We start from the raw sequence: 24,984 nt of genomic DNA on the forward strand, positions 1-24,984 counted from the left end.
CCCCACAGCCACCGGGTCACACCAGCCGCTCACCCGAATCGGGATGGAACAGGTGCACGGTGTTGTCGGCCTGCCGCAGCCGGACACCTTCGCCACGCTTGGCGGGTGCGCGCTGCGCCGAACGGGCCACCACGACCATCGGGTCACCGTCGAGGTTGCGCACCGAATCGTCGGCGAGCGAGGCATACACATAGGTTTCGCTACCGAGTTCTTCGAGCAGCGCGACGTCGGCGTTGAGCCCCGAGCCGTCGTCGGAGAGCGCCAGGTGCTCGGGACGGATGCCGACGATGACCGATGACAGACCCGAGTTGCGCAGCGCGGCAGCCGATTGCGCGTTCACATCGATCTCGGCACCGGCGATGGAGATCGCACCGTCTTGCACCGGGGCGGAGAAAAGGTTCATCGCCGGTGAGCCGATGAAGCCGGCCACGAATGCGTTGACCGGCCGGTCATAGAGCTCCGAGGGTGTGGAGAACTGCTGCAGCACTCCGTGTTTGAGGACGGCGACCCGATCACCCATGGTCATCGCCTCCACCTGGTCGTGGGTGACGTAGACCGTGGTGGTACCCAGACGCCGTTGCAGTGCGGCGATCTGGGTGCGGGTCTGGACGCGCAGCTTGGCGTCGAGATTCGACAATGGCTCGTCCATGCAGAACACGCGCGGTTCGCGCACGATCGCGCGGCCCATGGCCACGCGCTGTCGCTGCCCACCGGACAATTTGGCGGGCTTGCGATCGAGGAAGTCGGTGAGGTCGAGCAGCTTGGCCGCCTCGGCCACCCGCTTTTTGCGGTCGGCCGCCGAGATGCCGCGCATCTTGAGGGCGAATCCCATGTTCTCACCGACGGTCTTGTTCGGGTAGAGCGCATAGTTCTGGAACACCATGGCGATGTCGCGATCCTTGGGTGCGACGCCCACCATGTTGTCGCCGCCGATCCGGATCTGCCCGGAGTCGATGTCCTCGAGGCCGGCGAGCATACGCAGTGCCGTCGACTTGCCCGAACCCGACGGCCCGACGAGCACCACGAACTCGCCGTCGGCGATGTCGAGATCGAGCGAGTCGACGGCCAGTTTGTCTGCGCCCGGGTAGACGCAGCACGCCTTGTCATATGCGATGGTTGCCATGGTTTCTCCTGCCGGTGTGAAAAGTTGTGGGGTGCCGTGGATTAGGTGCGTAGGTGATGACCCGACTACGTGATGGCGCGCTTACTTGATCGCCCCGAAGGACAGGCCGCGGACGAGCTTGTTCTGCGCGATCCAGCCACAGATCACGACCGGCAGTGCCGCGAGCACCGAGGCCGCCGACAGCTGCGCCCAGTACAGGCCCTGCCCGGACATGAAGCCGGTCAAAAAGACCGGCATCGTCTGACCGTTGACCGCGGTCATGTTCACGGCGAAGAAGAATTCGTTCCACGAGAAGATGACACAGATCAGCGCGGTCGCCGCGATACCCGGCGAGATGAGCGGCAGGATCACTTCACGGACCGACGTCCACAGACTCGCCCCGTCGATACTGGCCGCCTCGAGGAGTTCGCCGGGCACTTCGAGGAAGAACGACCGCATCATCCACACCGCGATCGGCAGATTCATTGCGGTGTAGAGGATCACCAGCGTCCAGACGTTGTCGAGCATGCCCATCTTCCCGACGATCACGTACAGCGGGATGATCGCGGCGACGATCGGCAGCATCTTGGTGGAGATGAAGAAGAACAGTGCGTCCTTGGTCTTGCGCACCGGCCGCAGTGACAATGCGAAGGCGGCCGGAACGCCCAGTACCAGCACCAGGATCGTCGACGCCACCGTCGCGAACAACGAATTGAGCAGTGGCGTACCGATTCCGGCGTCGAAGACGTTGCGGAACTGATCGAGGGTCGGGGTGAAGAAGAAGGTGGGCGGGCTGGTCGCGGCGTCGCTTTCCTTCTTGAATGCGGTCAGCACCATCCACAGCACCGGAAAGAAGAAGCCGATGGCCAGAATCCAGGTGATCGTGGTCAGCGCCATCTGCCGCGGGCTGCGGCGTCGACGGACGTCGTCGGTCCTCTCGTCGGGGCGGGTGGTCGGGGCGGGACGGGTGTCGGTACTCATCAGGCCGGCTCCTCTGTTCCGGTGAATGACTTGAAGATCAGGCGCAGGGCCAGTGAGGCGACGACGATCGTGCCGATCACCGTGACCACGCCCATCGCCGCGGCCTGCCCGATGTCGAATCCGAGGAAGGCGCGCTGATAGATGTAGTAGGACAGGTTCGAACTGGCGACGCCCGGGCCGCCGGAGGTCATCATGTACACCGCGTCGAAGGTGTTGACCAGGTAGATCGCGCCGAGCACGGTGCCCAGTTCGATGAAGCGCCGCAGATGTGGCAGCGTCAGTTCGCGGAACATCGCGAAGCCCCCGGCACCGTCGACCCGTGCCGCCTCCTGGACGTCGCGGGGCATGGATTGGAGCCCGGCCAGGATCAGCAACATCATGAAAGGCGTCCACTGCCAGACGAGTTCGGCCATCACGCTGGCCAACGGGAACTCCGAGAGCCAGTCGGTGTGAATTCCCAAGGGACTCAGAGCCCAGTTGACCAATCCGTTCGTCGGTGAGAGCAGGCTGGTCTTCCACAGCAGGGCTGCGGCCACCGGCGTCACCAGGAACGGCGTGATGAGCAGCGTCCGAACGATTCCGCGGCCCAGGAACTTCCGATCGAGCAGCAGTGCGAAGATCAGCCCGAGGACCACCGAGATCAGCACGGTGCCCACGATGAGCAGGATCGTGTTGACGGTGACCTTCCAGAACTGGCTGTCGGCGAACACTGCGGTGTAGTTGTCGAAGCCGACGAATTTGCGGGACCCGGGCCGGACGAGATTCCAGGATTGCGTCGAGTAGTAGAGCGTGAACACGAACGGGATCTGGGTGACCACGAGCATGAAGATCAGTGCGGGCAGCAACGGTCCGCGCCGTCGCCAGCCTTCGGCCCGCGTGATGCGATCGTTCTTGGACGTCACCGTCCGTCCGACGTCCGAGGGCACCGGAGTGCCGGGGGTGGTTACTGCGGTGGCCATCCTCACTGCTCCCTCTGGTAGGACTTGCCGACGACCTCGGCATACTGCTGAGACTGCTCGAGCGCGTCGTGCACGCTGATCTGGCCGGCGATCGCCGCCGAGATCTGCTGACTCACCCGGGTTCCGAGGTCCTGGAATTCGGGGATCGCCAAGAACTGGACGCCGGTGTAGGGCACCGGTTGTAGCGTCGGCTTCTGCTGGTCCGCCGCCTGCATCGCGTGCAGGGTCTGCTGTGCGAACGGCTGGGAGATCTTCTGATAGGCAGGCAGCTGGTAGGTCGAGAGTCGGCTGCCCGGCGGGATATGCGTGGCTCCCAACGTGTTCGCCACATGCTCGACGTAGCGCCGGTTGGTCATCCAGTCGATGAAGTCCCACGCATCCTTTTGATGTTTGCTGCTGGTGGGAATGCCCAGCGCCCAGGTGTAGAGCCACCCGTTGTCACTCTTGGCCATTCGCGGCGCAGGCAGGTATCCGACGTCGCCGGCAATCGTCGAGGTGTCCGGACTCTCCAGTACCGACACCGCCGAGGTGGCGTCGTACCACATCGCAACCTGACTCTGCGACATCAGGTTTCCGCATTCCTGGAAGCCCGACGACGACGCACCGGCCTCCCCGTACTTGCGCACGGTGTCGACGTAGAACTGGACGGCCGCCTCGACCTGCGGACTGGTCAGCTGTGCGTTCCAGTTCTCGTCGTACCATCGGCCGCCGTAGGCGTTGATCACCGTGTTCAGCGGCGCGAGCACCTCACCCCAGCCCGGCTTGCCGCGCAGGCAGATTCCGGCGGTGCGGTCGTTGGTGAGCTTGCGGGCGGCCTCGGCGACCTGCGGCCAGGTCGGGTCGGGCGGCAATGTCACGTTGGCGTCCCGGAACAGCTTCTTGTTGTACATGAGGAACGACGACTCCCCGTAGAACGGCGCCGAGTACATCGAACCCTGATAGGACAGCGCCGATTTCAAGGTCGGGATGAAGTCGTCGGCGTCATATTCCGGGTCGGCGTCCATATACGGGGTGAGGTTGACCAGCCAGCCGTTCTCGGCCCACATCGGGGTCTCGTAGTTGCTGATCATCACCACGTCGAATTCACCACCGCCGGTGGCCACCGACGCGGTGATCTTGGCGCGGGCCTCGTTCTCCGACAACGTCACGAAGCGGACGTTGACGCCGGGGTGCTGTTGTTCGAACTGAGTGGACAGCTTGACGGCGTCCTGCATCTGCGAGTTCGAGACCATGGCCACGGTGACCTCGCGGCCGCCGCCGCCGGTGAGCGAGCCGGCGCCCGCACATCCCGTGGCGACCAGGCCGACCGCCGCGGCGAGTGCCACCAGCGCAGCCATCGGCCCGGAGCGCCGGCGTGGTGCGCGCGCAACTTTTCGTCGGGTGGATCTCACTGCTGACCTTCCTGTTCTGACACAAGCCATTTCGCGGTGGCCACATCGGTGACCATGATGGACACGTAACCGCCGCGCAGTGCTCCGAGGATCGATTCGGCCCGGTGCCCGCCACCGGACACCAGAATCGTTGTGGGACACGCCTTTACCGCATCGAGAGATACCGAGACGGTCCGCTCGACCAGACTCGATTCGACGACGGCGCCATGCGCGTCATAGAAGCGGCCGCCGATCTCGCCGACCGCTCCCAGGTCGAGGAGTTCGTCGAGCACGGTGGCGTCGATGTAGGCACCCTCGAACAGGGTCGTCGCGGTGGACACCGATCCGACGCCGAACAGCATCACCTGGGCACCGCGAGCCGCCGACAGTGCCTGCGAGACAATCGAGTCACGATTCAATGCGGCGACGGTGTCGGGGTCGGCGAACAGCGGGGCGACCAGACGCACCGGGCGCGCGTGCAGACGTTCGGAGAATCGGGAGAGTGCGTGATCGACACCGGTGTGGTAGTCGACCGAGGTCATCGATCCGTCCATCTGCACCACCCGCTCCGCCGCGCCGGCCGCGCCGATGGCGTCGGCGACCGCCACCTGCTCAGGGCCCCAGGTGAATCCGAAGGTGTCGCCGGGCTGGATACGCCGCGACAGCACCGACGCGCCCGCCCGCCCGAGCGCCGCATTGCCGGACGGACTCCCATCGGCGACCTCGTCGATGATCAGCACCTCGTCGAGGTCGAACGTCTCCTCCACCCGCCGCTCCAGATCGGTGTGGATCGACGCCGACAGGTGCGCCGGCGCGGCGACCGACACCCGGACCAGGCCCTGGGCGCGTGCGCGTGCGATGAGCCGGCCTGCCGTCGGGCGCGACACCCCGAGCCGCCCGGCGATGTCGGCCTGGGTCAGCCCTTCGAGGTGATACATGGTCGCGGCGCGGACCAACAGCCGTAGATCCTGACCGGCATCGGTACCGGCGCGGCCGGCCGATCCGCGCCCCGGCGTCGATCGCTTGGGCGCTTCGCCCGATACGTCCCCCGTCGCGTCCCGACCGGTCGTTCCCGGGCCGAGATCTGTGGCTTGGTTGCGGTGTGGCACTCGTGGACTCCGTTTCGAAACCCGTCGTGAGCATTTGCTCACTAGCCGTTGATGTGCTCAATACGGTAACATCCGACATGTGACCTACGCAACACTCACCGCCGACTGTGACTCGACTCGTTTGACCATGCGGGCCGGTGTCCTCTGGCCCGACCGTCATCTGGGCGTCGAAGAGCGGCCCGTACCGCAACCGTCGCCCGGCGACGTCCTGGTGCAGGTCAGCGCGGTCGGCATCTGCGGCTCGGACACCCACTACCTGCGGCACGGCCGGATCGGCGACCACGTCGTCACCGCCCCGCTGGTGCTCGGCCATGAAGCGGCCGGCACCGTCGTCGCGGTGGGCGACGGCGTCGCGACATCACGGATCGGTCAGCGCGTGTCGATCGAGCCGCAGCGTCCCGACTCCACGTCGGCCGAGTCGATGCGCGGCGACTATCACCTGTGTCCGCACATGCGGTTCTATGCCACTCCACCGGTCGACGGCGCGCTCGCCGGATTCGTCACCATCGGGGCGGCGTTCGCGCATCCGGTACCCGACGAGGTCACCGACGAGGCGGCCGCACTCTTCGAGCCGCTCTCGGTCGGGATCGCCGCGGTGCGCAAGGCCGCCGTGGGCTTGGGTGATTCGCTGCTCATCGCCGGCGCCGGACCGATCGGACTGATGTGCGTGCAGGTCGCACGTGCGGCCGGGCTCGCGCGGATCGTCATCAGCGAACCCGACGGTCTGCGACGCGCGCGAGCCGGCGAGTTCGGGGCCACCGAGGCCATCGAACCGGGCGCCGAGGTGAGCGCGGTGGATGCGTTCATCGACGCCAGCGGCGTGGCCGGTGCCGTCACCGCAGGTCTGCGGGCACTGCGCCCGGCCGGGCGGGCGGTGCTGGTCGGGATGGGCGCCGACACCATGGACCTGCCGGTCTCGCTGATCCAGAATCGTGAGATCGTCCTCACCGGGGTGTTCCGCTATGCCAACACCTGGCCGACCGCCCGCGCACTCGTCACCTCGGGTGCGGTCGATCTCGACGCGATGGTCACCGCCCACTACGGACTCGACGAGCTGGCCGCGGCATTCGACTCCGACCGAATCCCCGGCATGATCAAAGCCATTGTCCACCCGAACCTCTCGCACGCCGAGGTCCCGCCGAACCGAAAGGCCCACTCGTGAGCACCCCATCGACCCGCACGCCGCTGCGCAACGCCACCCTCGGCTCGCTGACCGGCGTGACCACGCCCGCTTACGACCGAGCGACGGTGACACCCGGGATCGTGCACTTCGGGGTCGGCGGATTCCACCGCGCCCACCAGGCCTGCTACCTCGACAAGCTGTTGGCGAACGACCCGTCGTGGGGCATCAGCGGGGTCGGCGTGCGGCCTGCCGATGTGCACATGCGCGACGCCCTCGTCCCCCAGGACTGCCTCTACACCCTGACCCTCAAAGCGCCCGACGGTACGGTCACGACGTCGGTCATCGGCTCGATCATCGAATACCGTTACGCGCCCGACGATCCCGAGGCCGTCCTCGAACGGCTCGCCGACCCGGCCACCCGTATCGTGTCGCTGACCGTCACCGAGGGCGGATACAACTTCTCCGCCTCGACCGGCGAGTTCGATGCATCCGATCCCGAGGTCGTCGCCGATCTCGCCGGCAACGGCCCTCCGACAACGGTGTTCGGCCTCGTCGTCGAGGGCCTCGCCCGGCGCCGCGACCGTGGGGTGCCGTCGTTCACGGTCATGTCGTGCGACAACATCGCCGGCAACGGGCACATGGCACGGTCCACCTTCCTCGCCTATGCCCGACTGCGCGACGCCGATCTCGCCGGCTGGATCGAGGGCCACACCAGCTTTCCCAACTCGATGGTCGACCGCATCACGCCGGCCACGCCCGCCGAGCTCGCCGACGAGGTCGCCGCGCGCACCGGGATCGCCGACGCGTGGCCGGTCGTCGCCGAACCGTTCACCCAGTGGGTCATCGAGGACGACTTCTCCTGCGGGCGGCCATCCTTCGAGAAGGCGGGAGTTCAGGTCGTCGCCGATGTGACGCCCTACGAACTGATGAAGCTGCGGCTTCTCAACTCCGGCCATCAGACACTGTGCTACTTCGCGTATCTGCTCGGCTACCGGTACGTGCATGATGCCGCCGAGGACCCGGATATCCGGAACCTGCTGCGGCGCTATATGACCGAGGAGGGCAAGCCCACCCTCGAGCCGCTCCCCGGCGTGGACGTCGACGGCTATATCGACACGCTGCTCGAACGGTTCGCCAACCCGGCCATCGCCGACACCGTGGCGCGGCTGTGTCAGGACTCGTCCAATCGCATCCCCAAGTGGCTGGTACCGGTCATCGGTGACCGGCTGACGCAGCACGGTGGCGTGGACTTCGCGGCGGCGGTGGTCGCGAGCTGGACGCGTTATGACGAAGGCGTCGACGAGCAGGGCGACCCCATCGACGTCGACGATCCCCTCGCCGATCGGCTCGTCGGGCTGGCCCGCCGGTCACGTACCGAGCCCTTCGCGTTCCTGTCCGAGGAGTCGCTCTTCGGCGACCTCGCGACCCGCGAGGAGTTCACCACGCCGTATCTGTGGGCACTGGAGACGTTGCGTACCAAGGGCGCCCGCGACACGCTGCGGGAACTGCTCGCATGACGCTGATCGCCGGGATCGACTCGTCGACGCAGTCGTGCAAGGTGGTCGTGTGCGACGCCGACACCGGCGCCGTCGTCCGATCGGGCAGCGCACCGCATCCGGGCGGCACCGAGGTACATCCGGACCGCTGGTGGGAGGCACTGCTCGCCGCCGTCGACGCGGCGGGCGGGGTCGACGACGTCGCCGCGATGTCGGTCGCCGGGCAGCAGCACGGCCTCGTCTGCCTCGACCGTGACGGGCAGGTCGTCCGAGATGCATTGCTGTGGAACGACATCCGGTCTGCTGACGCGGCACGCGATCTGGTCGACGAGTTCGGTGGTGCCCACTGCTGGGTCGATGCGGTCGGCGTGGTGCCCGTCGCCGCGATCACCGCGTCGAAGCTGCGCTGGCTCGCCGACCACGAGCCCGACCATGCCGACGCGACGGCGGCGGTGTGTCTGCCCCATGACTGGCTGACCTGGCGACTCGCGGGCGGCGCGGACATCTCCACGCTGAGCACCGACCGCAGCGACGCCTCGGGTACCGGATACTTCAGCGCGGCCACCGGCGAATACCGAACCGACCTGCTCGGCTTGGCATTTCGCGGCCGAGTACCGATTCTGCCTCGCGTCGTCGGCCCGGACGAGGTCGCGGCAACGACTCCACGGGGCATCGTGCTCGGCGCGGGAGCAGGCGACAATGCCGCGGCCGCACTGGGTGTGGCGGCGCGGCGCGGCGACGCGATCGTGTCACTCGGGACGTCCGGGGTTCTCTGCGTTGTCGGCGACGTCGCTCCGCGCGACCGGACCGGCATCGTGGCCGGGTTCGCCGACGCCACCGGCAGACACCTCCCGCTGGTGTGCACCCTCAACGGTGCACCGGTGTTGTCGGCGACCGCGCAAATGCTCGGCGTCGATCTCTCGCGGTTCGCCGAGCTGGCGCTGTCGGCGCCGCCGGGAGCCGATGGGCTGACACTGATCCCCTATCTGGCCGGCGAGCGCTCACCCAATCTGCCCGACGCGAGTGGAACGTTGTGCGGGATCACCACCGCGAACTTCACCCCGGCCCACGTCGCCCGAGCCGCCGTCGAGGGACTGCTGTGCTCGCTGGTCTACTGCCGCGAACAGATCGAGGCCCAGGGCATCGGCATCGACCGCTGCCTGCTGACCGGCGGAGGTGTGAAATCGGCTGCAGTGCAGGGCATTGCGCCGGAGTTGTTCGGTGGCGAGGTCATCCTGCCCGCCGACGGGGAATACGTGGCGCTCGGCGCTGCCCGACAGGCCGCGTGGGCACTGACCGGTGAGCTTCCCGAGTGGCCGGTCGGCGGTCGCGTCCTCACCGCGACGCCGACTCCCCAGGTGTACGAGCAATACCGGAAGTCGACGGCCGGGATTTGCTAATTTCGGCTGCATGACAGGGTCCACGACAGTCAGCGCAGACGACTTCGAACAGATCCGTTCGGTGGTGCACGACTTCATCCGTACCAAGGTCGTCCCACGCGAGACCGAGATCATGGAAACCGACGCCATCCCCGGCGACCTGCGCGCCCAGGCCGCCGAGATGGGCCTCTTCGGGTATGCGATCCCCCAGGAATGGGGCGGTCTGGGGCTCGACCTCACCCAGGACGTCGAACTGGCAATGGAATTCGGTTACACCACGCTGGCGCTGCGGTCGATGTTCGGCACCAACAACGGCATCGCCGGACAGGTGCTGGTCAACTTCGGCACCGACGAACAGAAGACTGCGTGGCTCGAGCGCATCGCCGCGGGCGACGTCGTCGCGTCGTTTGCCCTCACCGAGCCCGGCGCCGGCTCCAACCCTGCCGGCCTGCGCACCAAGGCGGTCCGCGACGGCGACGAGTGGGTGATCGACGGGCAGAAACGCTTCATCACCAACGCCCCGATCGCCGACCTGTTCGTCGTCTTCGCCCGCACGCGCGCGGCGGAGGGCAAGAACACGGGGATCGCGGTGTTCCTCGTCCCCGCCGACACCGCCGGCGTCGCGGTCGGCGTCAAGGACAAGAAGATGGGTCAGGAGGGCGCATGGACCGCCGACGTGACGTTCGATGGCGTGCGGGTACCGGCGTCGGCACTCGTCGGCGGTGACGAGGAGACCGGCTATCGGGCCGCGATGACGTCCCTGGCCCGTGGGCGCATCCACATCGCCGCTCTCGCCGTCGGGCAGGCCCAGCGGGCGCTCGACGAGTCGGTCGCCTACGCGGCCGGTGCCACGCAGGGCGGAAAACCCATCGGCTCTTTCCAATTGGTGCAGGCCATGCTCGCCGACCAGCAGACCGGCGTGATGGCCGGCCGCGCACTCGTGCGCGACGCCGCCCAGAAGTATGTCACCGGAGAGGACCGGCGTACCGCGCCGTCGGTGGCCAAGTTGTACTGCACCGAGATGGTCGGCAAGGTCGCCGATCTCGCCGTCCAGATCCACGGCGGAACCGGATACATGCGCGAGGTCCCGGTCGAGCGCATCTACCGCGACGTCCGGCTGCTGCGTCTCTACGAGGGCACCAGCGAGATCCAGCGGCTCATCATCGGCGGCAATCTCATGCGCGGTCGGTATTGAATCGGCGCCCGGTGTTGAATCCGCGGTCGGTGTTGAATCCGCGGTCGGTGTTGAATCCGCGCCCGGTTGGGTAACCGGTGATCGGCGGGGGCGATCGGACATCACGGCCGCCTCCACCGACTCAGTGATCATCATCGAATCGGAGGTAGGGCCAATGAGTGACGTGAACCCCATCGCACTACAGAAGGCGCTGGGCGGCATCAGCTATCCGTCGAGCAAGGACGGCATCGTCAAGACCGCCGAGGGCAATGGGGCGGACGACACCGTGTTGTCGGCCTTGCGCAAGCTGCCCGACCAGCAGTTCACCGGGCCGGACGACGTGCAGAAGGCCGTCTTCTGAGAGGTCACGGGCGCCGCGCGCCATACACCGCCGACAGCGCTCGGTATCAGTTCGGGCGCCGTCGGCGATGGTGTGCGGTTGGCAGGGTTTGACGTCGCCGACCGCGGGCATCCTGCGTCGAACGGTTCAACACCCGACGAGAGGCCGACGATGACCGAGACGACAGCACAGCCCACTCGCGCCGTCGTGGCACATCCGGTGCCGCAGATCAGCGGGCCACGCGCTCTGCGTGTCCTTGCGGAACTGGGCTTCGCCGCCGTCGCGGCCGGCGTCATCGTGCGCCGCCCCTGGGCGATGGCCGGACTCGAACGCATGCAGGCCGACGCCACCGCGCTGCGTTGTGCACAGCGACTCCGTCGAGAATTCGGGCGTGGGCCGGTGGAACTCGTCATTCCCGGACGGCGCATCGTCGTCATCCTCGACCCGGCGGACGTGGGCCGCGTTCTTGCCGAATCGCCGAATCCGTTCACTCCCGCCAACCGCGAGAAGAAGGCCGCGCTGGCGCCGTTCCAACCGCATGCCGTGCTCATCTCGGAGGGACCGCTGCGTGAGCAGCGGCGGGTGATCAACGTGGCCGCTCTCGACACTCCCCGGCCGCTGCACCGGATGGCCGCACCCATCGCCGCGGTCCTCCACGAGGAAGCCGAGGCGCTGCTGTCCCGGGTGCGCAAGTCCGGTGCGATGACCGCCGACGACCTGATGATCAGCTGGTGGAAAGCGGTCCGCCGAATCACCCTGGGCGACGCCGCCCGCGACGACGAGACAACGACAAATCTGCTCCGGAAACTGCGCGCCGCAGGCAACTGGTCATTCCTGTCCCGGCCACACGCCCGGCGCCGCGAACAGTTCATCGAGCGTCTCTACCACTATCTGGAAGATCCGCAGCCCGGCACCCTGGCAGCGGCGATCAGCGAGGTCCCGACCACCCCCGCGATCGACCCCATCGGCCAGATGCCGCACTGGCTCTTCGCTTTTGACGCCGCGGGAATCGTGCTCAGCCGGGCGCTGGCCTTGGTGAGCACCCATCCCGACGCGCTGGCACGTGCGCTCGCCGACATCGAGCCGATCACCACCGAACCGGCCACCTACGACTACCTGCGCGCCTGCATACTCGAGTCGGTGCGCCTGTGGCCCACCACGCCGACGATCCTGCGCGACACCACCGCCGACACCTACTGGGGCGACGATGAGTCTCTCGTCGTCAAATCCGGTGCGGCAGTGCTGATCCAGACACCGACCTTCCATCGCGACCCCGAGCTGGCAGACTACGCCGACAGCTTCGTCCCGCACATCTGGGCCGACGGCACCGCGCAGGCCCGTCCGGACCTGGTGCCCTTCAGCAGTGGGCCCGCGCAATGCCCGGGACAGAATCTGGTGCTGTTCTCCACCAGCACCTTCCTCGCACACCTACTCGGCTCCGCAACGTTCACGCTGACGTCGCAACCGAACCTGTCGCCCGACGCGCCCCTGCCCGCCACCCTGAACAACTTCGGTCTCCGCTTCCGGGTGAGCTGAGCAGGGACCACAGGGGCAGGCACGTGCCGTCGATGTGAGGGCGGGCGCCCTCACCGATCCGGCGCACGCTAGAACTGGGTATGCGCATCATCCCGAGCACTGCGGGTTTCCGTGTCCTCATCGCCCTGGCCGCCGGCGTGGTGCTGGGTATCGTCATCGGGCTCGTGGACGCCGACGCCGGCATCGGCGTGCTCTGCGGCATCGCGATCTCTGCGGGCGTCTTCGTCGCGCTCGGGTGGCTCACCCTGTGGCCGGTGGACGCCGACGACACGCGCCGACATGTGGGCCGGGAGGATTTCCGTCCCATCGTCGACGAGGTCATCGTCGTCGTGGCGGCATCGTGTGCCCTCGGCGGCATCGTCGCGCTGCTCGTCGAGGGCGGCTCACATGCCCACTGGCTCCCGGCGGCGGTGGCCCTGCTGGGCGTCTTTCTCTCCTGGGCGGCCCTGCATCTGATGTATGCCACCCGGTATGCGTTCCTGTACTACGCGAGAAGTCCGGTCGGCGGTATCGATTTCAACTCCGACGATCCGCCGGCCTACCGCGATTTCTTCTACTTCAGCTACAACCTCGGCATGACCTATCAGGTCTCCGACACCTCGGTCTCCAATTCCGCCATCCGGGCGGTGGCGCTGCGACATTGCCTGCTCTCGTATGTGTTCGGTGCGGTGATCCTGGCGACGACGATCAACCTCGTGGCCGGCATCGTCACGGGGTAGACACGAGATCCGTAGCGCTACAGCCCCATATCGCGCCCGATGATGTCCTTCATGATCTCTGTCGTACCGCCGAAGATGGTCTGGATACGCGAGTCGGTGTAGGCGCGCGCGACCCGGTACTCGTTCATGTAGCCGTATCCGCCGTGTAGCTGCACGCACCGGTCGATGACCTTCTTGGCCAGTTCGGTACACCACCACTTGTTCTTGGCGGCGTCGACGGCGGTCAGTTCGCCGTCGAGAACCGCGCTCAGACACCGGTCGATGTATTGTTCGGCGATGTCGAGTTCGGTCGACATCTCGGCCAACGTGAAGCGGTTGGCCTGGAAGGCGCCGATCGGTTGGCCAAAAGCCTTGCGGTCCTTCGTGTATTGCAGGGTCTCGGTGAACACGGCGCGGGCGCCGGCGATGGCGCCGATGCCGATCGAGAGCCGTTCGGACGGCAGATTCTGCATGAGGTGATAGAAGCCGCGCCCCTCGACGCCGAGCAGATTCTCCTTGGGCACCCGCACGTCGGTGAAGTGCAATTCGGCGGTGTCTTGTGCCTTGAGGCCCATCTTGTCGAGTTTGCGACCGCGCTCGAAGCCGTCCATGCCGCGTTCGACGACGAGCAGTGAGAACGCCTTGTGCCCGGCGGCCGGGTCGGGGTCGGTCCGGCACACCACCACGACCAGATCGGAGTTGATGCCCGCCGAGATGAACGTCTTGGAGCCGTTGAGGATGTAGTGATCACCGTCGGGCCGCGCCGAGGCCTTGATCCCGGCGAGGTCACTACCGGCACCCGGCTCGGTCATCGCGACTGCAAGAATCGTTTCGCCCGTTGCCATCCCGGGCATCCACCGGGCACGCTGCTCGTCGTTGGCCAGGTGCAGGAAGTACGGGACCAAGACGTCGTTCTGCAGACTCAGCCCGGGGCCGGCGCTGCCGAAACGTGCGAACTCCTCCACGATGACGGCATTGAAGCGGAAGTCGTCGGTGACCCCGCCACCGCCGTACTCCTCCGGGATGTTGAAGCCGAGCAGTCCCGCGTCGCCCGCCTTTCGGTAGGCCTCGCGGTCGACTTGCCCGGCCGCTTCCCACTTCTCGACGTTCGGTGCGCATTCGCGGGCGAGGAATTCGCGTGCGGACGCACGCAGTTGTTCGTGTTCGGGTTCGAAGATTCGACGTTTCATCGCTGGAGATCCGTTCGATGGTGGCGGCCTTGGCCATTCGAGCGCCATTCCAACGCCCGACTGATCGCTCGCTAAGTTGTAACACGGGGTGTGATGCAGATCAACAACAAGCGGGCCTAGTATCGGGGGTCATGGCCCGCGAGAGGAGATCGACACCGTCGCGGTACGCGCGTGTGCGATTCCTGGAGGCCGGTCTGATCGTCCTCGCCGAGGACGGTTACGGCGCACTCAAGCTCGCCGCGGTCTGCGCGAGAGCCGACGCCACCACCGGCAGTTTCTATCACGCCTTCGACAATTGGGCCGAGTTCTCCTCGGCGCTGATCGTCTACTGGCGCGAGGAGAAGAGTCGCCGCCCGATCGCCGAGGCGCGCAAGGTGACCGACCCACGGCAGCGACTGGCGGTACTCGTGGACATCGGGCTGACGCTGCCGCACGACTCCGAGCGGGCGATCCGCGTCTGGGCGGCGCAGGACGCCGAGGTCCGCAGGCACCAGGAGGAGGTCGATCTCGAGCGCCGCGACTTCATCGCCGAGACCTATCGGGTGGCCCTCGGAGACGATTTTCCGGCCCAGGACTACGCGACCATGTCGATGTATCTGCTGGTGGGATACGAAAGCGGGACGCTGCGCTCGCACGAGGCGCTCGCCGCCGGATTCCGGGTTCTGCTCGAGAGCGCCATCGGCCCGTGGGACGAACTCGGGGTCGAGCTGCCTGCGGACGCGCCGCCCACCGACGACTGACGCCGCCGACGACCCGGTCAGGCCGCGCGGTATTCGACCGCAGCGAGGGCGATGCGGACGTACTCTGCCGCGGTCTCACCGGGGGTTTTCGGGCCGTCCGGGTGATACCAGTTCGCGACTCCCTGACACATCGACAGGATCGCCCGGCGCGCCGAATCCGGCACAGTTGTCGCGAAAATGTCAGCGCGGCAACCATCTTCGATCGCGGCACGGAGTTTGACGTCGATCCCGTCACGATGTTCGCGATACCGGCGGCCGTTATCGGCGGTCAGCGACCGACGCTCGGAGTCGAGAAAGGCCAGATCGCGGTAGTGGGCCATATAGAGGACGATCGCCTCGACCATCGCCGAGAGCCGTCGCACCGGGTCGTCACCGGCCTGCGCCAGCGCGGCGTCGACATGTGCGCCGACCGTACTCATCGCGTGGTCGAAGAGCGCAACGAGGATGGCCTGCTTGTTCTGATGGTGGTAGTACAGCGCCGGGACGGTGACCCCGACCTCACCGGCGATGGTGCGGACGCTGGTGGCGTCATAGCCGTGTTCGACGATCTGCCGCAGCGCGACGTCGAGAATCGTGGGCAACGCCAACGGCGGATAGTCGCGCCAGTCGCCGATCCGCCTCCCGTCTTTCGGCCCCCCGTCTTTCGGCCCGGCCTCACCCACTGTCACTCCCCTTGCCAGCCATCGGCTTTCGTCGAACTCCGTCATCCTAGGCCAACCCGCGGACCTGTTGCCCGTTACGCTGAGCGAGTCGGGCGCCCGCCCGGCCTGTCGATGCGAGGGGGATTGCCGAGGATGAGCGCGGACCCGATCACCGAGTTGGAAGCCGAACTCGCCGGCATCTGGCGGCGCGGACGCGGGCGCATGCGGACCCGTGCGCACGCGATCGACCCGCATCTGGACCCGTCGGCCTATCCCCTGATCACCGTTCTCGCCGCGCACGAGTCGCTGCCGATGTCACAGCTCGTGCCCGAACTCGGCCTCGACAAGTCGACGGTCACTCGCCAGATCGACGCGGTGGTGCGCCTCGGGCTCGTCGAACGCACTCCCGACCCCGACGACGCCCGCGCCCGCGTGGTCCGCCTCACCGATGCCGGCCGCGCCCGCTTCGACGACGTGGTCGCCTCCTCCGTTCTCGAGTGGCGCCAGCGCCTGTCGGAATGGAACCCCGACGACATCCGTACCCTCACCGAGCTGCTGCGACGCCTCGCCGAGACCACCGACGCCGCCGGCTGACGCCGGGCCCGGCCTGCCGTGCCGGGCATCCGATCACACCTCGCGCGGGCCGGAATAGGCCGAGATAGTTGCGTGTTGCATCTATTACGCTTATAGTTGCGCCAGTCAACTAATTGCTGTGCCCGGCGACGCCGCGCACTCCCGGCATGACGACGAACCTCGGCCATCGCCGACCACCACCTTTCCCCCGCGCTTCTTCGCGGATGGATTCGCTTGATCTATGGAGGTATCCGCCCATGAGTACGACCGTTTCGAAGCGCGCGCCGCTCGCTTCGGCGTCGGACGTGTCGATGACACACCGGCAGCGCATCGAAGCGCTCGTCGGACTGCTGCTCGGCATGTTCGTCGCGTTCTTGTCATCGACGATCGTGTCCAACGCGTTGCCGGTGATCATCACCGACCTGCACGGCACCCAGGACCAGTACACCTGGGTGGTCACCGCCACCCTGCTGGCATCCACCGCGACCACGCCCTTGTGGGGCAAGCTCTCCGACCTCATCAGCAAGAAGCTGCTGGTGCAGATCGCGTTGACGCTGTTCACCCTCGGGTCCGTCCTGGCCGGCCTGTCCCAGTCGGTGGGCATGCTGATCGGTTTCCGCGTCATCCAGGGGCTGGGCCTCGGCGGACTGCAGGCGCTGGTCGTCATCGTCATCGCATCGATGTTCAGCCCGCGCGAACGCGGCCGCTACCAAGGGCCGATCGCCGCGGTCATGTCGCTGGCCACGGTCGCCGGCCCCTTGATCGGTGGCGTCATCGTCGACACCAGTTGGCTCGGCTGGCGCTGGACCTTCTACGTGTGCGTGCCGCTGGCCGTCATCGCGCTGCTCGTCATCCAACGCACCCTGAACCTGCCGGTCATCCGCAAGGATGTCCGGATCGACTACTCCGGCGCGGTGTTGATCGCTGCCGGCGTGAGCACGCTGCTGATCTGGGTCACCTTGGCGGGCAAGAACTTCGACTGGATCTCCGGATGGACCTTCGGTCTCGTGGGACTCGGCCTGGTCTTGCTGGCGGCGGCACTGTTCGTCGAGTCGCGGGCCAAGGATCCGATCATTCCGCTGCGGCTGTTCCGTGACCGGACCATTGCCCTGGCCACCGTCGCCAGCCTCGCCGTCGGTGTGGCGCTGTTCGGCAGTGCGGTGTTCCTGGGTCAGTACTTCCAGATCGCCCGCGGCCACTCACCGACCGCCGCGGGACTGTTGATGCTGCCGATGATCATCGGCTCGATGCTGTCGGCGACGGTGTCGGGACAGCTGATCACCCGCTTCGGCCGGTGGAAGGGCTTCATCGTTGCCGGTGCCACCCTGATGACCGCCGGTTTCGCCTTGCTGGCGACGATCGACGCGCACACCAACATGGTCCTGATGAGCGGCTATCTGTTCGTGCTGGGTCTCGGCATGGGCATGACCATGCAGAACCTGGTGCTGGCCGTCCAGAACAACGTCGCCCCGGCCAATCTGGGGTCGGCCACCTCCACCGTCACGTTCTTCCGGTCCCTCGGTGGCGCGGCCGGCGTGTCGGTGCTCGGCGCGGTGTTGTCCAACCACGTCACCGACCTCATCGCCAAGGGGCTCAGCGCCATGGGTATCGACACGGCCCAGGCCGGCGCGTCCGGGGCGGGCCTGTCCAATCTGAACGAATTACCCGCTCCGCTGGCCGATCTGGTACGCGGCGCCTACGGCGACGGCACCGCGCGCATCTTCCTGGTGGCCGCGGTGATGGCGGCGATCAGCCTGATCGCGGTGCTGTTCATCAAGGAGGTCGCGCTCAAGACCCAGAGCGCCTTCGACGAGCATCACGGCAACGCCCCAGAACCGGGCACCGCTGATCCGTCAGCGTTGTCAGTCGACGCCGCCGACGCCGGGTTGACCGAGATCATCGCCGCTCCCGCGGTGGCCGGAACGTCCGACGGACCCGAGCGCGCCCCGGGTCGCGACCAGTTCTCGAACCGCTGAGCACTAACGTCATCGGAACCAATCGCCCGGCGGCTCATGGCATTTGCCGTGAGCCGCCGGGCATTTTTGTGGGCGCAAGCCCTTGGCCGCGGCGTGTGGTGAGTCATAATCGGTGAATGACCCACGTCCTGGCGGCAATGGATTCCGCACACGGTCAGGGCTGGCGGCAACTCGGCGAGCTCCTGGTGGCGTTCGTGCTCTCGTCGGTGATCGGCCTGGAACGCCAGTTCCAGGGCAAGAGCGCGGGCCTGCGCACCCAGACGATCGTCGGGACGGCCTCGGCGCTGATCCTCATCGTCAGCAAGTACGGATTCTCCGACGTCCTGCAGCCCGGCACGGTGGTGCTCGATCCGTCGCGTGTCGCCGCGCAGATCGTCTCCGGCATCGGCTTCCTCGGTGCCGGACTGATCATCACCTGCCGCGGCGCCATCCGCGGTCTGACCACGGCGGCCTCCGTCTGGGAGACCGCCGCGATCGGTATGGCCGCAGGCGCCGGTCTGCCGCTACTGGCGTTGCTGGTCACCGGGCTGCACTTCGTCATCGTCTTCGCCTACACACCGCTCGGCCGCCTCATGAGTGCGCGTGGGCAGGCCGAGCGGACCTACACCATCACCTACGAGGACGGCCGGGGCGTGCTGCGTGACCTGCTCGCCACCTGCACCTCGCACTCCTGGACGATCAGTTCCCTCGACATCGCCGACCGTGCGCGGACGCAGTCCGACGACCACCGGGTTCCCCTCGTGATGATCAGCCTCCGATTCCACGGACGCGGAGCCGACGCCGCCACGAGCACCCTCGCCGGCATCGACGGGGTGGTCCGGGTCGATCAGGGCGAGGACGAGAACGACTGATCCTCCACATGATCACGACGCCGCGGTCGCCGAAATCCTCGGCTCGTAGCACCCGGTGCTACTGTGTGCTACATGAGCATGCCGCACGAAGTGAGCCAGCGCGACCTGCGCATACGCTCGAAGGAGATCATGGACGCAGTCGAAAAGGGCGACTCGTTCACGGTGACCAGGGACGGGCATGCGATCGGCGAGCTGGTCCCGCTCCGCCGACGCCGCCAGTTCGTCACGCGTGCCGATTTCGCCCGCGGCTCGCGTATGGCTCCGTCGATCGATCTCGACAGGTTCCGGTCGGAACAAGATGACACATACTTGTCGACGCCGGACGACCCGTATGCGCGCTGACGTGCCCCGAGGTCTCCTCGACACGAACATCGTGATCCTCCGCCACGCGCTTGATCCCGACGAGCTCCCGGACGAGATGGCGATCAGCACGATCACCCTCGCCGAACTGTCCGCGGGAGTGCATATGGTCGGCGGCGAGGACACGGACGCGATCGCCGAACGCGCGCGGCGCGCAGAGATACTCCAGCGAACGGAAAGCGAGTTCGATCCCCTCCCGTTCGACACCGAATCGGCCCGAGCGTTCGGCAGGGTCAGCGCCGCGGTGCGGGCACATGGGCGAACACCTCGGCGGCGCGTGGCCGACCTGATGATCGCAGCGGTGGCCATCACTGCGGAATTGCCGCTCTACACAACGAATCCGGATGATTTTGCCGGTCTGGACGACGTCGTCCGGATCATTCCCGTACATCGCCCGATCACCTGAGTCGCGGCACCGTCGACCCGCAGATCGAGTCGCTGCCGTAGATCGGTGTCACCTGCTGACACCGATCTACGGCACAAGCGAATCCGCCCGCGCCGAGATCACACGTCGTCTCGAGAATCCACCCAACATTGCCTCCAGCACCCCGGTCAGTTTATTGTTTGTCATACAAACACCAGGAGTGACCGTGACCACATCTCGACGCGCGACCCGCGATGCAGGCAAGGCAACCCGTGACGCGCTGCTACGCGCGGCGACCGAGGTGTTCACCGAGGTCGGGGAGACGGCGTCGGTCGCACAGATCTGCGCGCGGGCGGATGCGTTCCCCAATCAGGTCACCTACTACTTCGGCTCCAAAGAGCAACTGTTCGTCGAGGTGGCCTGCACGGCCGTCCTGCGGGCCGGGCGGCATGCGGAAGAGGCCGCGGCGTCGTCGGCGACGGTCCGCGACTACACCCGAACCCTGGTCGAGACGCTGCTCGGGCCGCAGGCGCGCGGTGTCGAACTGTTCACCCGGGCACTGCTGCTGGTGCCGCGCCGGACCGATCTGCGTCCCTACATCACCGACACGCTCACCACGTTGCACGACCGCGGCGAGGCCGCCCTGCTCGACACCCTGGTGCGTACCGGGTGGCAACTGCGCGCCGACATCGGCGTCGAGGCGCGCGCGTTCTGGTCGGCGATCTTCGGTCTGACCGTCCAGAATGCCGCGGTAGCAAATGAATCGGGCGCAGACGAACTGGGCGCCTCCGTCGCCGACGCCGTCACCGTCGTGTTCACCAACATGCAGATCCCCGAGCAGGTCCTCGACCGGCCACTACGCCCCACTACCGTCCCCGCCACCGGAAAGGCCGCCCGATGACCGCCACCACGTCCACCACCCATCCACGACCACACGTCACCCACACCGTCACCAACCAGTCCACGCCGCGCGTGGACATCAACGAGTACGACCTGAACATCGTTCTGCAAGAAGCGGTTCGCCGACACGACGCAGCGTGGGCCGAAGACGAATTGCGCACCGTCGGCGCGCTCGTGGGCAGCGCGGGCTTCCAGCACGACGCGCACCTGGCCAACACGATCACGCCCGAGTTGCACAGCTTCGACCGGTGGGGCCATCGAATCGACGAGGTCGAGTATCACCCGGCGTATCACCGCATCATCTCCGAGGCGATCTCGCATGGGGCGCATACCCGTTGCTGGGATGATCCGCAGCCCGGATCGCATGTCGCACGCGCGGCGGTGTTCATGCTGTTCGGGCAGATCGAGCCCGGGCACGCCTGCCCGGTGTCGATGACGCATGCGGTGATCCCGTCACTGGAACTGCAGCCCGACGTCGCCGCACATTGGGTACCGAAGGCATTGTCGCGCAGCTACTCCGCCGAGCTGTCCGCGGACAAGAGCTCGGCGATCTTCGGGATGTCGATGACCGAGAAGCAAGGCGGCTCGGACGTGCGGGCCAATACCACCGTCGCCCGGCCGGTGGGCTCAGGCGGACCGGGTGCCGAGTATCTGCTGACCGGCCACAAGTGGTTCTGTTCGGCGCCGATGTCGGATGCCTTCCTGGTGCTCGCACAGGCGCAAGGCCCAGGCGGCGAAGGACTTTCGTGCTTCCTGCTGCCGCGCGTCCTGCCCGACGGCACCCGCAACGTCTTCGGTATCCAGCGCCTCAAGAACAAGCTCGGCAACAAGTCCAACGCGTCCAGCGAGATCGAACTCGACGGCACCGTGGCCCTGATGGTCGGCGAACCGGGCCGCGGGGTACGCACCATCATCGAGATGGTCGCCCAGACCCGCCTCGACTGCGTCATCGGCAGCGCCGCCGGCATGCGTCAGGCCACCGGTGAGGCACTCTGGCATGCGCGCCACCGCGCGGCGTTCGGTGCGACGCTGGCCGATCAGCCCGCCATGACCGCGGTACTCGCCGACCTCGCCCTGGAATCGGAGGCCGCCACCGTCACCGCGATGCGACTGGCGCGCGCCCACGACGAGGACGCCTCCGACACCGAACGCGCCTTCCGGCGGCTGGCCACCGCCGTCGCCAAGTACTGGATCTGCAAACGTGGCCCGCACCATGCCTACGAAGCGCTGGAATGCTTGGGCGGCAACGGATATACCGAAGACTTCCCGCTCGCGATGCGGTATCGGGAGCAGCCGGTGATGGCCGTCTGGGAGGGTTCGGGCAACGTCATCGCGCTCGACGTGCTGCGGGCCATGACCCGCGAGCCGGAATCGGTCGGTGCCTTCGACGACGAGATCAATCGGGCCCGAGGCGCCCACCCCGTCCTCGACGCACACCTCGATCGGGTACGCACCCAGCTCGCCGAACTCGCCGGACTCGACGCCGCATCGGCTCAGCGCACCGCACGCCGCGTCGTCGAGTCGATGGCGCTGGCGTTGCAAGCCTCACTGCTCGTGCGTTTTTCACCGGACGGGGTCGCCGATGCCTTCATCGCCGCCCGCCTCGGCGCCGATCGTGGCTTCGAATACGGGACACTACCCGCCGGCACCGACCTGGACGTCATCCTGGATCGGCACTGACTCCTGGATCGACACTGCCCCCTGGAACGGCACTGGCCCCGACCGCGTCGAGGATGGCGTTTCGCGTCCGGGAAGCGGTGTTGGGCAACCACATTGCCATCACCGGGGTCATCGGCGGGTCGTCGAAGGAAATGATGCGGATCTGATCCTGGTACAGCCAACCCGGCTGGTTGGTGACGAATGCACAGCCGTCCGGATGGGTGATGACCGACATGTGCGGGGGTGTGCCACGCAAATTGGAGACGATGATCTCCGGCTCGAAACCGACTCGGCGGCAATACGACACGATCATGTTCTTGTAGTCGTCCTCGAGTTCGGACACCACGATCGGATGGTTGGCGAGATCCCTCATCGCACAGGTGGCGTGCTCGGCCAGCGGATTGGCCGCGTTGACCGCGAGCCGCAACTCGTGCCTGGTCGCGATCGCGCCGGCCAGATTCGGGACCGCGGTGTGACTGCGGGCCAGCGCGAGGTCGATATCCCCGGCCGTGATCGCATCGTGAATGTCACCAGGCCAGATCGGTTTGACGGTGATCGAGACGGACGGATCGGCCAGTACCGCACCCTCGATGACCTGGAACACCTCCGACGGCGCGAGACCCGGGGTGTGCCCGATGCTGAACGGTGTGGGCTTGTTTGCGTCGATCATCTGCACCTCGGACGCGAGGTTCGCTCCGCCGGCCAGCAACGGTACCGCCCCCTCGTAGAGGGCCAGACCGGCCGGCGTCGGCGTCAGCGCGCGACGCGACCGGGAGAACAATTCGACGTCGAGCTGGCGTTCGAGCTCGCGGATGGCCACCGAGAGCGCTTGCTGGGAGATGTAGAGACGTTCGGCGGCAACCCGGAGGGAGGGGGCGTCGACGACAGCCATGAACATCCGCAGTCGCCGTAGATCCAGGTCACGCATACGTTCCACCTGCCCACCTCCACTCTCAAACTGGTTTTGTCAGTAGGCACATTATCCGTTGACGATGATTGTCCGCGAACCGTGTTGCGGCTACAGCACGACGCCGGGGTTCAGCAGTCCATCGGGATCGAGTGCGGCTTTGATGGTGGCGGTCAGTTCCATGACGTCGGGACCCACCTGGTCGGGGAGCCAGCCCTTCTTGAGCCGGCCCACCCCATGTTCACCGGTGATGGTGCCGCCCAACGAGATCGCCAGATCCATCACCTGGCCGAAGGCCCGCTGCGCACGATCGTGCTCGTCGGCGTCGTCGGGGTCGAACACGATGAGCGGATGGGTGTTGCCGTCACCGGCATGCGCGATGACCGAGATCAGCACGCGATTGTCGGACGCGATCGTGCCGACCCCGTCGATCAGGACGGGCAGCGCGGGCAGCGGCACCCCGACATCTTCGAGCAGCAGCGAGCCCAGTTTCTCCACGGCGGGGATCGCGGCCCGGCGCGCCGCGGTGAAGGCCTCGCCCTCGGCGGGATCGGTGGTGGCGAAAACCTCGGCAGCGCCCCGGGATTCGAAGGCCGCACGAATGATCTCGACCTCGGCGGCACCGGCCGGACCGGGCGCATCGGACTGGGCGACGAGCAGCGCGCCGGCCTCACGGTCGAGGCCCATGCGCAACATGTCCTCGACGGCATTGATCGCCACCTGGTCCATGAATTCGAGCATCGCCGGCCGAATCCGGGCGGTGATGTCGAGCACCGCCTCACCGGCCTCGTGCACCGAGGCGAACGTCGCGACCACCGTGCACGCCTGCGCCTGCGGCGGCAGCAGCCGCAGGGTGACCTCGGTGATGATGCCGAGGAGCCCCTCGCTGCCGACGAACAGTTTGGTCAACGACAACCCGGCCGAGTCCTTGAGTTGCTTGCCGCCCACACGGATCGCGCGACCGTCGGCGAGCACCACCTGCATGCCGAGCACGTAGTCGGTGGTGACCCCGTATTTGACGCAACACAATCCGCCCGCATTGGTGGCGACGTTGCCGCCGATCGAGCAGATCTCGAAGGACGAGGGGTCCGGCGGATACCAGAGATCGTTGGCCGCCGCAGCCGCCTTGACCTCCGCATTGAGCAGGCCGGGCTGGACGACGGCGGTGCGGGTGGCGGTGTCGATGGTGATCTCCCGCATCTTCTCGGTCGAGATCATCACCGCGCCGTCCACCGCGGTGGAACCGCCGGAGAGGCTGGTGCCCGCACCGCGCGTGATGATCGGGACCCGGTGGTGGCCACACCACCTGAGCACGGTCTGCACCTGCTCGGTGGTGACCGGCCGGATCAAGGCGAGCGGGGTGCCCGCATCGGGATCGAACGCGCGGTCCTGGCGATAGCCGGCGAGAATGTCGGGGTCGGTGACGAGCATCTGCTCGGGGAGTTCGGCCCGCAATCCGTCGACGTCCACGCTGTTCATCATCTCAGCGTAGAACCGCCGGTCCGGGGCCGAGGTCAGCGGGAAGAACTCTTCGGCCGATACCCTGGCGAGGTGTT

Annotated in this window: 24 protein-coding genes; 15 read left to right on the top strand and 9 right to left on the bottom strand. The window is 66.9% G+C overall.

Annotated features, from left to right (window positions below):
• Positions 1-16: 16 nt before the first annotated feature.
• From ACLQ3C_RS17405 to ACLQ3C_RS17425, 5 genes are all read right to left on the bottom strand, one after another.
• Entirely contained in the window at positions 17-1,123 is a 1,107-nt protein-coding gene (locus ACLQ3C_RS17405) for an ABC transporter ATP-binding protein (RefSeq protein WP_425706344.1), read from the bottom strand.
• 81 nt (positions 1,124-1,204) lie between these two features.
• Complete coding sequence (locus tag ACLQ3C_RS17410; RefSeq protein ID WP_425706345.1) at positions 1,205-2,083, bottom strand: carbohydrate ABC transporter permease; 879 nt, start codon at positions 2,081-2,083, stop codon at positions 1,205-1,207.
• Positions 2,083-3,042: a carbohydrate ABC transporter permease gene (locus ACLQ3C_RS17415; protein ID WP_425706346.1), complete on the bottom strand. Its 960-nt coding sequence runs from the start codon at positions 3,040-3,042 to the stop codon at positions 2,083-2,085. Before ACLQ3C_RS17415 ends, ACLQ3C_RS17410 begins: the two co-directional genes overlap by 1 nt.
• A gap of 2 nt (positions 3,043-3,044) precedes the next feature.
• Positions 3,045-4,379 carry an ABC transporter substrate-binding protein gene (locus tag ACLQ3C_RS17420; RefSeq protein WP_425706387.1) on the bottom strand — a complete coding sequence of 445 codons (1,335 nt, stop codon included), beginning with the start codon at positions 4,377-4,379 and terminating at the stop codon, positions 3,045-3,047.
• Between the two features lie 50 nt (positions 4,380-4,429).
• On the bottom strand, positions 4,430-5,371 hold the full coding sequence (locus ACLQ3C_RS17425; protein WP_425706388.1) for a sugar-binding transcriptional regulator: 942 nt from the start codon (positions 5,369-5,371) through the stop codon (positions 4,430-4,432).
• A gap of 277 nt (positions 5,372-5,648) precedes the next feature.
• Between ACLQ3C_RS17425 and ACLQ3C_RS17430 the strand changes: the two genes are divergently transcribed.
• The 7 genes from ACLQ3C_RS17430 to ACLQ3C_RS17460 all read left to right on the top strand — a co-directional run bounded on the left by ACLQ3C_RS17430 (position 5,649) and on the right by ACLQ3C_RS17460 (position 13,288).
• The gene (locus ACLQ3C_RS17430) at positions 5,649-6,683 is read left to right on the top strand and encodes an NAD(P)-dependent alcohol dehydrogenase (protein WP_425706389.1); all 1,035 of its coding nucleotides are present in this window, start codon (positions 5,649-5,651) and stop codon (positions 6,681-6,683) included.
• Positions 6,680-8,161 (top strand): mannitol dehydrogenase family protein, encoded by a 1,482-nt coding sequence (locus ACLQ3C_RS17435; RefSeq protein ID WP_425706347.1) that lies wholly within the window; start codon positions 6,680-6,682, stop codon positions 8,159-8,161. Before ACLQ3C_RS17430 ends, ACLQ3C_RS17435 begins: the two co-directional genes overlap by 4 nt.
• Positions 8,158-9,540, top strand: coding sequence for a xylulokinase (locus ACLQ3C_RS17440; RefSeq protein WP_425706348.1), 1,383 nt, complete (start codon positions 8,158-8,160; stop codon positions 9,538-9,540). Before ACLQ3C_RS17435 ends, ACLQ3C_RS17440 begins: the two co-directional genes overlap by 4 nt.
• A gap of 10 nt (positions 9,541-9,550) precedes the next feature.
• A complete protein-coding gene (locus ACLQ3C_RS17445; protein ID WP_425706349.1) occupies positions 9,551-10,714 on the top strand; it encodes an acyl-CoA dehydrogenase family protein in 1,164 nt (387 codons plus the stop codon).
• Positions 10,715-10,868: 154 nt separating this feature from the next.
• On the top strand, positions 10,869-11,054 hold the full coding sequence (locus ACLQ3C_RS17450) for a DUF2795 domain-containing protein (RefSeq protein WP_425706350.1): 186 nt from the start codon (positions 10,869-10,871) through the stop codon (positions 11,052-11,054).
• A gap of 150 nt (positions 11,055-11,204) precedes the next feature.
• A complete protein-coding gene (locus ACLQ3C_RS17455) occupies positions 11,205-12,569 on the top strand; it encodes a cytochrome P450 (RefSeq protein WP_425706351.1) in 1,365 nt (454 codons plus the stop codon).
• 80 nt (positions 12,570-12,649) lie between these two features.
• Positions 12,650-13,288, top strand: a complete 639-nt coding sequence (locus tag ACLQ3C_RS17460) for a DUF1345 domain-containing protein (RefSeq protein ID WP_425706352.1) — start codon at positions 12,650-12,652, stop codon at positions 13,286-13,288.
• Between the two features lie 17 nt (positions 13,289-13,305).
• Here the strand turns inward: ACLQ3C_RS17460 and ACLQ3C_RS17465 are convergent, their stop codons facing one another.
• Positions 13,306-14,457 (bottom strand): acyl-CoA dehydrogenase family protein, encoded by a 1,152-nt coding sequence (locus ACLQ3C_RS17465; RefSeq protein ID WP_425706353.1) that lies wholly within the window; start codon positions 14,455-14,457, stop codon positions 13,306-13,308.
• Positions 14,458-14,588: 131 nt separating this feature from the next.
• Here ACLQ3C_RS17465 and ACLQ3C_RS17470 point away from each other — a divergent pair, with 131 nt between their 5' ends.
• Positions 14,589-15,197, top strand: coding sequence for a TetR/AcrR family transcriptional regulator (locus ACLQ3C_RS17470; RefSeq protein WP_425706354.1), 609 nt, complete (start codon positions 14,589-14,591; stop codon positions 15,195-15,197).
• A 17-nt stretch (positions 15,198-15,214) separates the two neighbouring features.
• Here ACLQ3C_RS17470 and ACLQ3C_RS17475 read toward each other — a convergent pair whose 3' ends face one another.
• Positions 15,215-15,904 carry a TetR/AcrR family transcriptional regulator gene (locus ACLQ3C_RS17475; protein ID WP_425706355.1) on the bottom strand — a complete coding sequence of 230 codons (690 nt, stop codon included), beginning with the start codon at positions 15,902-15,904 and terminating at the stop codon, positions 15,215-15,217.
• 87 nt (positions 15,905-15,991) lie between these two features.
• Here ACLQ3C_RS17475 and ACLQ3C_RS17480 point away from each other — a divergent pair, with 87 nt between their 5' ends.
• The 7 genes from ACLQ3C_RS17480 (at position 15,992) to ACLQ3C_RS17510 (ending at position 22,542) form a co-directional block, all read left to right on the top strand.
• Entirely contained in the window at positions 15,992-16,432 is a 441-nt protein-coding gene (locus ACLQ3C_RS17480) for a MarR family winged helix-turn-helix transcriptional regulator (RefSeq protein ID WP_425706356.1), read from the top strand.
• Positions 16,433-16,722: 290 nt separating this feature from the next.
• Positions 16,723-18,387, top strand: a complete 1,665-nt coding sequence (locus ACLQ3C_RS17485) for an MDR family MFS transporter (protein WP_425706390.1) — start codon at positions 16,723-16,725, stop codon at positions 18,385-18,387.
• Positions 18,388-18,503: 116 nt separating this feature from the next.
• Positions 18,504-19,238 (top strand): MgtC/SapB family protein, encoded by a 735-nt coding sequence (locus tag ACLQ3C_RS17490; protein ID WP_425706357.1) that lies wholly within the window; start codon positions 18,504-18,506, stop codon positions 19,236-19,238.
• 72 nt (positions 19,239-19,310) lie between these two features.
• Positions 19,311-19,580, top strand: a complete 270-nt coding sequence (locus ACLQ3C_RS17495) for a type II toxin-antitoxin system Phd/YefM family antitoxin (protein WP_425706358.1) — start codon at positions 19,311-19,313, stop codon at positions 19,578-19,580.
• Entirely contained in the window at positions 19,570-20,004 is a 435-nt protein-coding gene (locus ACLQ3C_RS17500; RefSeq protein WP_425706359.1) for a type II toxin-antitoxin system VapC family toxin, read from the top strand. The genes ACLQ3C_RS17495 and ACLQ3C_RS17500 overlap by 11 nt, the downstream gene beginning before the upstream one ends.
• 184 nt (positions 20,005-20,188) lie before the next feature.
• A complete protein-coding gene (locus ACLQ3C_RS17505) occupies positions 20,189-20,863 on the top strand; it encodes a TetR/AcrR family transcriptional regulator C-terminal domain-containing protein (protein ID WP_425706360.1) in 675 nt (224 codons plus the stop codon).
• On the top strand, positions 20,860-22,542 hold the full coding sequence (locus ACLQ3C_RS17510) for an acyl-CoA dehydrogenase family protein (protein WP_425706361.1): 1,683 nt from the start codon (positions 20,860-20,862) through the stop codon (positions 22,540-22,542). Before ACLQ3C_RS17505 ends, ACLQ3C_RS17510 begins: the two co-directional genes overlap by 4 nt.
• Here the strand turns inward: ACLQ3C_RS17510 and ACLQ3C_RS17515 are convergent.
• Both ACLQ3C_RS17515 and ACLQ3C_RS17520 read right to left on the bottom strand, forming a co-directional pair.
• Entirely contained in the window at positions 22,523-23,449 is a 927-nt protein-coding gene (locus ACLQ3C_RS17515; protein ID WP_425706362.1) for a LysR family transcriptional regulator, read from the bottom strand. The genes ACLQ3C_RS17510 and ACLQ3C_RS17515 overlap by 20 nt on opposite strands.
• A 90-nt stretch (positions 23,450-23,539) precedes the next feature.
• A complete protein-coding gene (locus ACLQ3C_RS17520) occupies positions 23,540-24,907 on the bottom strand; it encodes an FAD-binding oxidoreductase (protein WP_425706363.1) in 1,368 nt (455 codons plus the stop codon).
• Between the last annotated feature and the right edge of the window lie 77 nt (positions 24,908-24,984).

This window comes from Gordonia sp. DT30, from assembly GCF_049844915.1.
Lineage (GTDB): Bacteria > Actinomycetota > Actinomycetes > Mycobacteriales > Mycobacteriaceae > Gordonia.

What these genes read in the sequence shown, in the direction of transcription:
- ACLQ3C_RS17460 (WP_425706352.1), top strand. Translation starts at nt 12,650, where the DNA reads ATGCGCATCATCCCGAGCACTGCGGGTTTCCGTGTCCTCATCGCCCTG.
- ACLQ3C_RS17450 (WP_425706350.1), top strand. Translation starts at nt 10,869, where the DNA reads ATGAGTGACGTGAACCCCATCGCACTACAGAAGGCGCTGGGCGGCATC.
- ACLQ3C_RS17520 (WP_425706363.1), bottom strand. Translation starts at nt 24,907, where the DNA reads ATGAACAGCGTGGACGTCGACGGATTGCGGGCCGAACTCCCCGAGCAG.
- ACLQ3C_RS17470 (WP_425706354.1), top strand. Translation starts at nt 14,589, where the DNA reads ATGGCCCGCGAGAGGAGATCGACACCGTCGCGGTACGCGCGTGTGCGA.
- ACLQ3C_RS17475 (WP_425706355.1), bottom strand. Translation starts at nt 15,904, where the DNA reads ATGACGGAGTTCGACGAAAGCCGATGGCTGGCAAGGGGAGTGACAGTG.
- ACLQ3C_RS17515 (WP_425706362.1), bottom strand. Translation starts at nt 23,449, where the DNA reads ATGCGTGACCTGGATCTACGGCGACTGCGGATGTTCATGGCTGTCGTC.
- ACLQ3C_RS17490 (WP_425706357.1), top strand. Translation starts at nt 18,504, where the DNA reads ATGACCCACGTCCTGGCGGCAATGGATTCCGCACACGGTCAGGGCTGG.
- ACLQ3C_RS17440 (WP_425706348.1), top strand. Translation starts at nt 8,158, where the DNA reads ATGACGCTGATCGCCGGGATCGACTCGTCGACGCAGTCGTGCAAGGTG.
- ACLQ3C_RS17415 (WP_425706346.1), bottom strand. Translation starts at nt 3,042, where the DNA reads ATGGCCACCGCAGTAACCACCCCCGGCACTCCGGTGCCCTCGGACGTC.
- ACLQ3C_RS17500 (WP_425706359.1), top strand. Translation starts at nt 19,570, where the DNA reads ATGCGCGCTGACGTGCCCCGAGGTCTCCTCGACACGAACATCGTGATC.
- ACLQ3C_RS17430 (WP_425706389.1), top strand. Translation starts at nt 5,649, where the DNA reads ATGCGGGCCGGTGTCCTCTGGCCCGACCGTCATCTGGGCGTCGAAGAG.
- ACLQ3C_RS17465 (WP_425706353.1), bottom strand. Translation starts at nt 14,457, where the DNA reads ATGAAACGTCGAATCTTCGAACCCGAACACGAACAACTGCGTGCGTCC.
- ACLQ3C_RS17485 (WP_425706390.1), top strand. Translation starts at nt 16,723, where the DNA reads ATGACACACCGGCAGCGCATCGAAGCGCTCGTCGGACTGCTGCTCGGC.
- ACLQ3C_RS17495 (WP_425706358.1), top strand. Translation starts at nt 19,311, where the DNA reads ATGAGCATGCCGCACGAAGTGAGCCAGCGCGACCTGCGCATACGCTCG.
- ACLQ3C_RS17410 (WP_425706345.1), bottom strand. Translation starts at nt 2,083, where the DNA reads ATGAGTACCGACACCCGTCCCGCCCCGACCACCCGCCCCGACGAGAGG.
- ACLQ3C_RS17420 (WP_425706387.1), bottom strand. Translation starts at nt 4,379, where the DNA reads ATGGCTGCGCTGGTGGCACTCGCCGCGGCGGTCGGCCTGGTCGCCACG.
- ACLQ3C_RS17455 (WP_425706351.1), top strand. Translation starts at nt 11,205, where the DNA reads ATGACCGAGACGACAGCACAGCCCACTCGCGCCGTCGTGGCACATCCG.
- ACLQ3C_RS17480 (WP_425706356.1), top strand. Translation starts at nt 15,992, where the DNA reads ATGAGCGCGGACCCGATCACCGAGTTGGAAGCCGAACTCGCCGGCATC.
- ACLQ3C_RS17405 (WP_425706344.1), bottom strand. Translation starts at nt 1,123, where the DNA reads ATGGCAACCATCGCATATGACAAGGCGTGCTGCGTCTACCCGGGCGCA.
- ACLQ3C_RS17510 (WP_425706361.1), top strand. Translation starts at nt 20,860, where the DNA reads ATGACCGCCACCACGTCCACCACCCATCCACGACCACACGTCACCCAC.
- ACLQ3C_RS17445 (WP_425706349.1), top strand. Translation starts at nt 9,551, where the DNA reads ATGACAGGGTCCACGACAGTCAGCGCAGACGACTTCGAACAGATCCGT.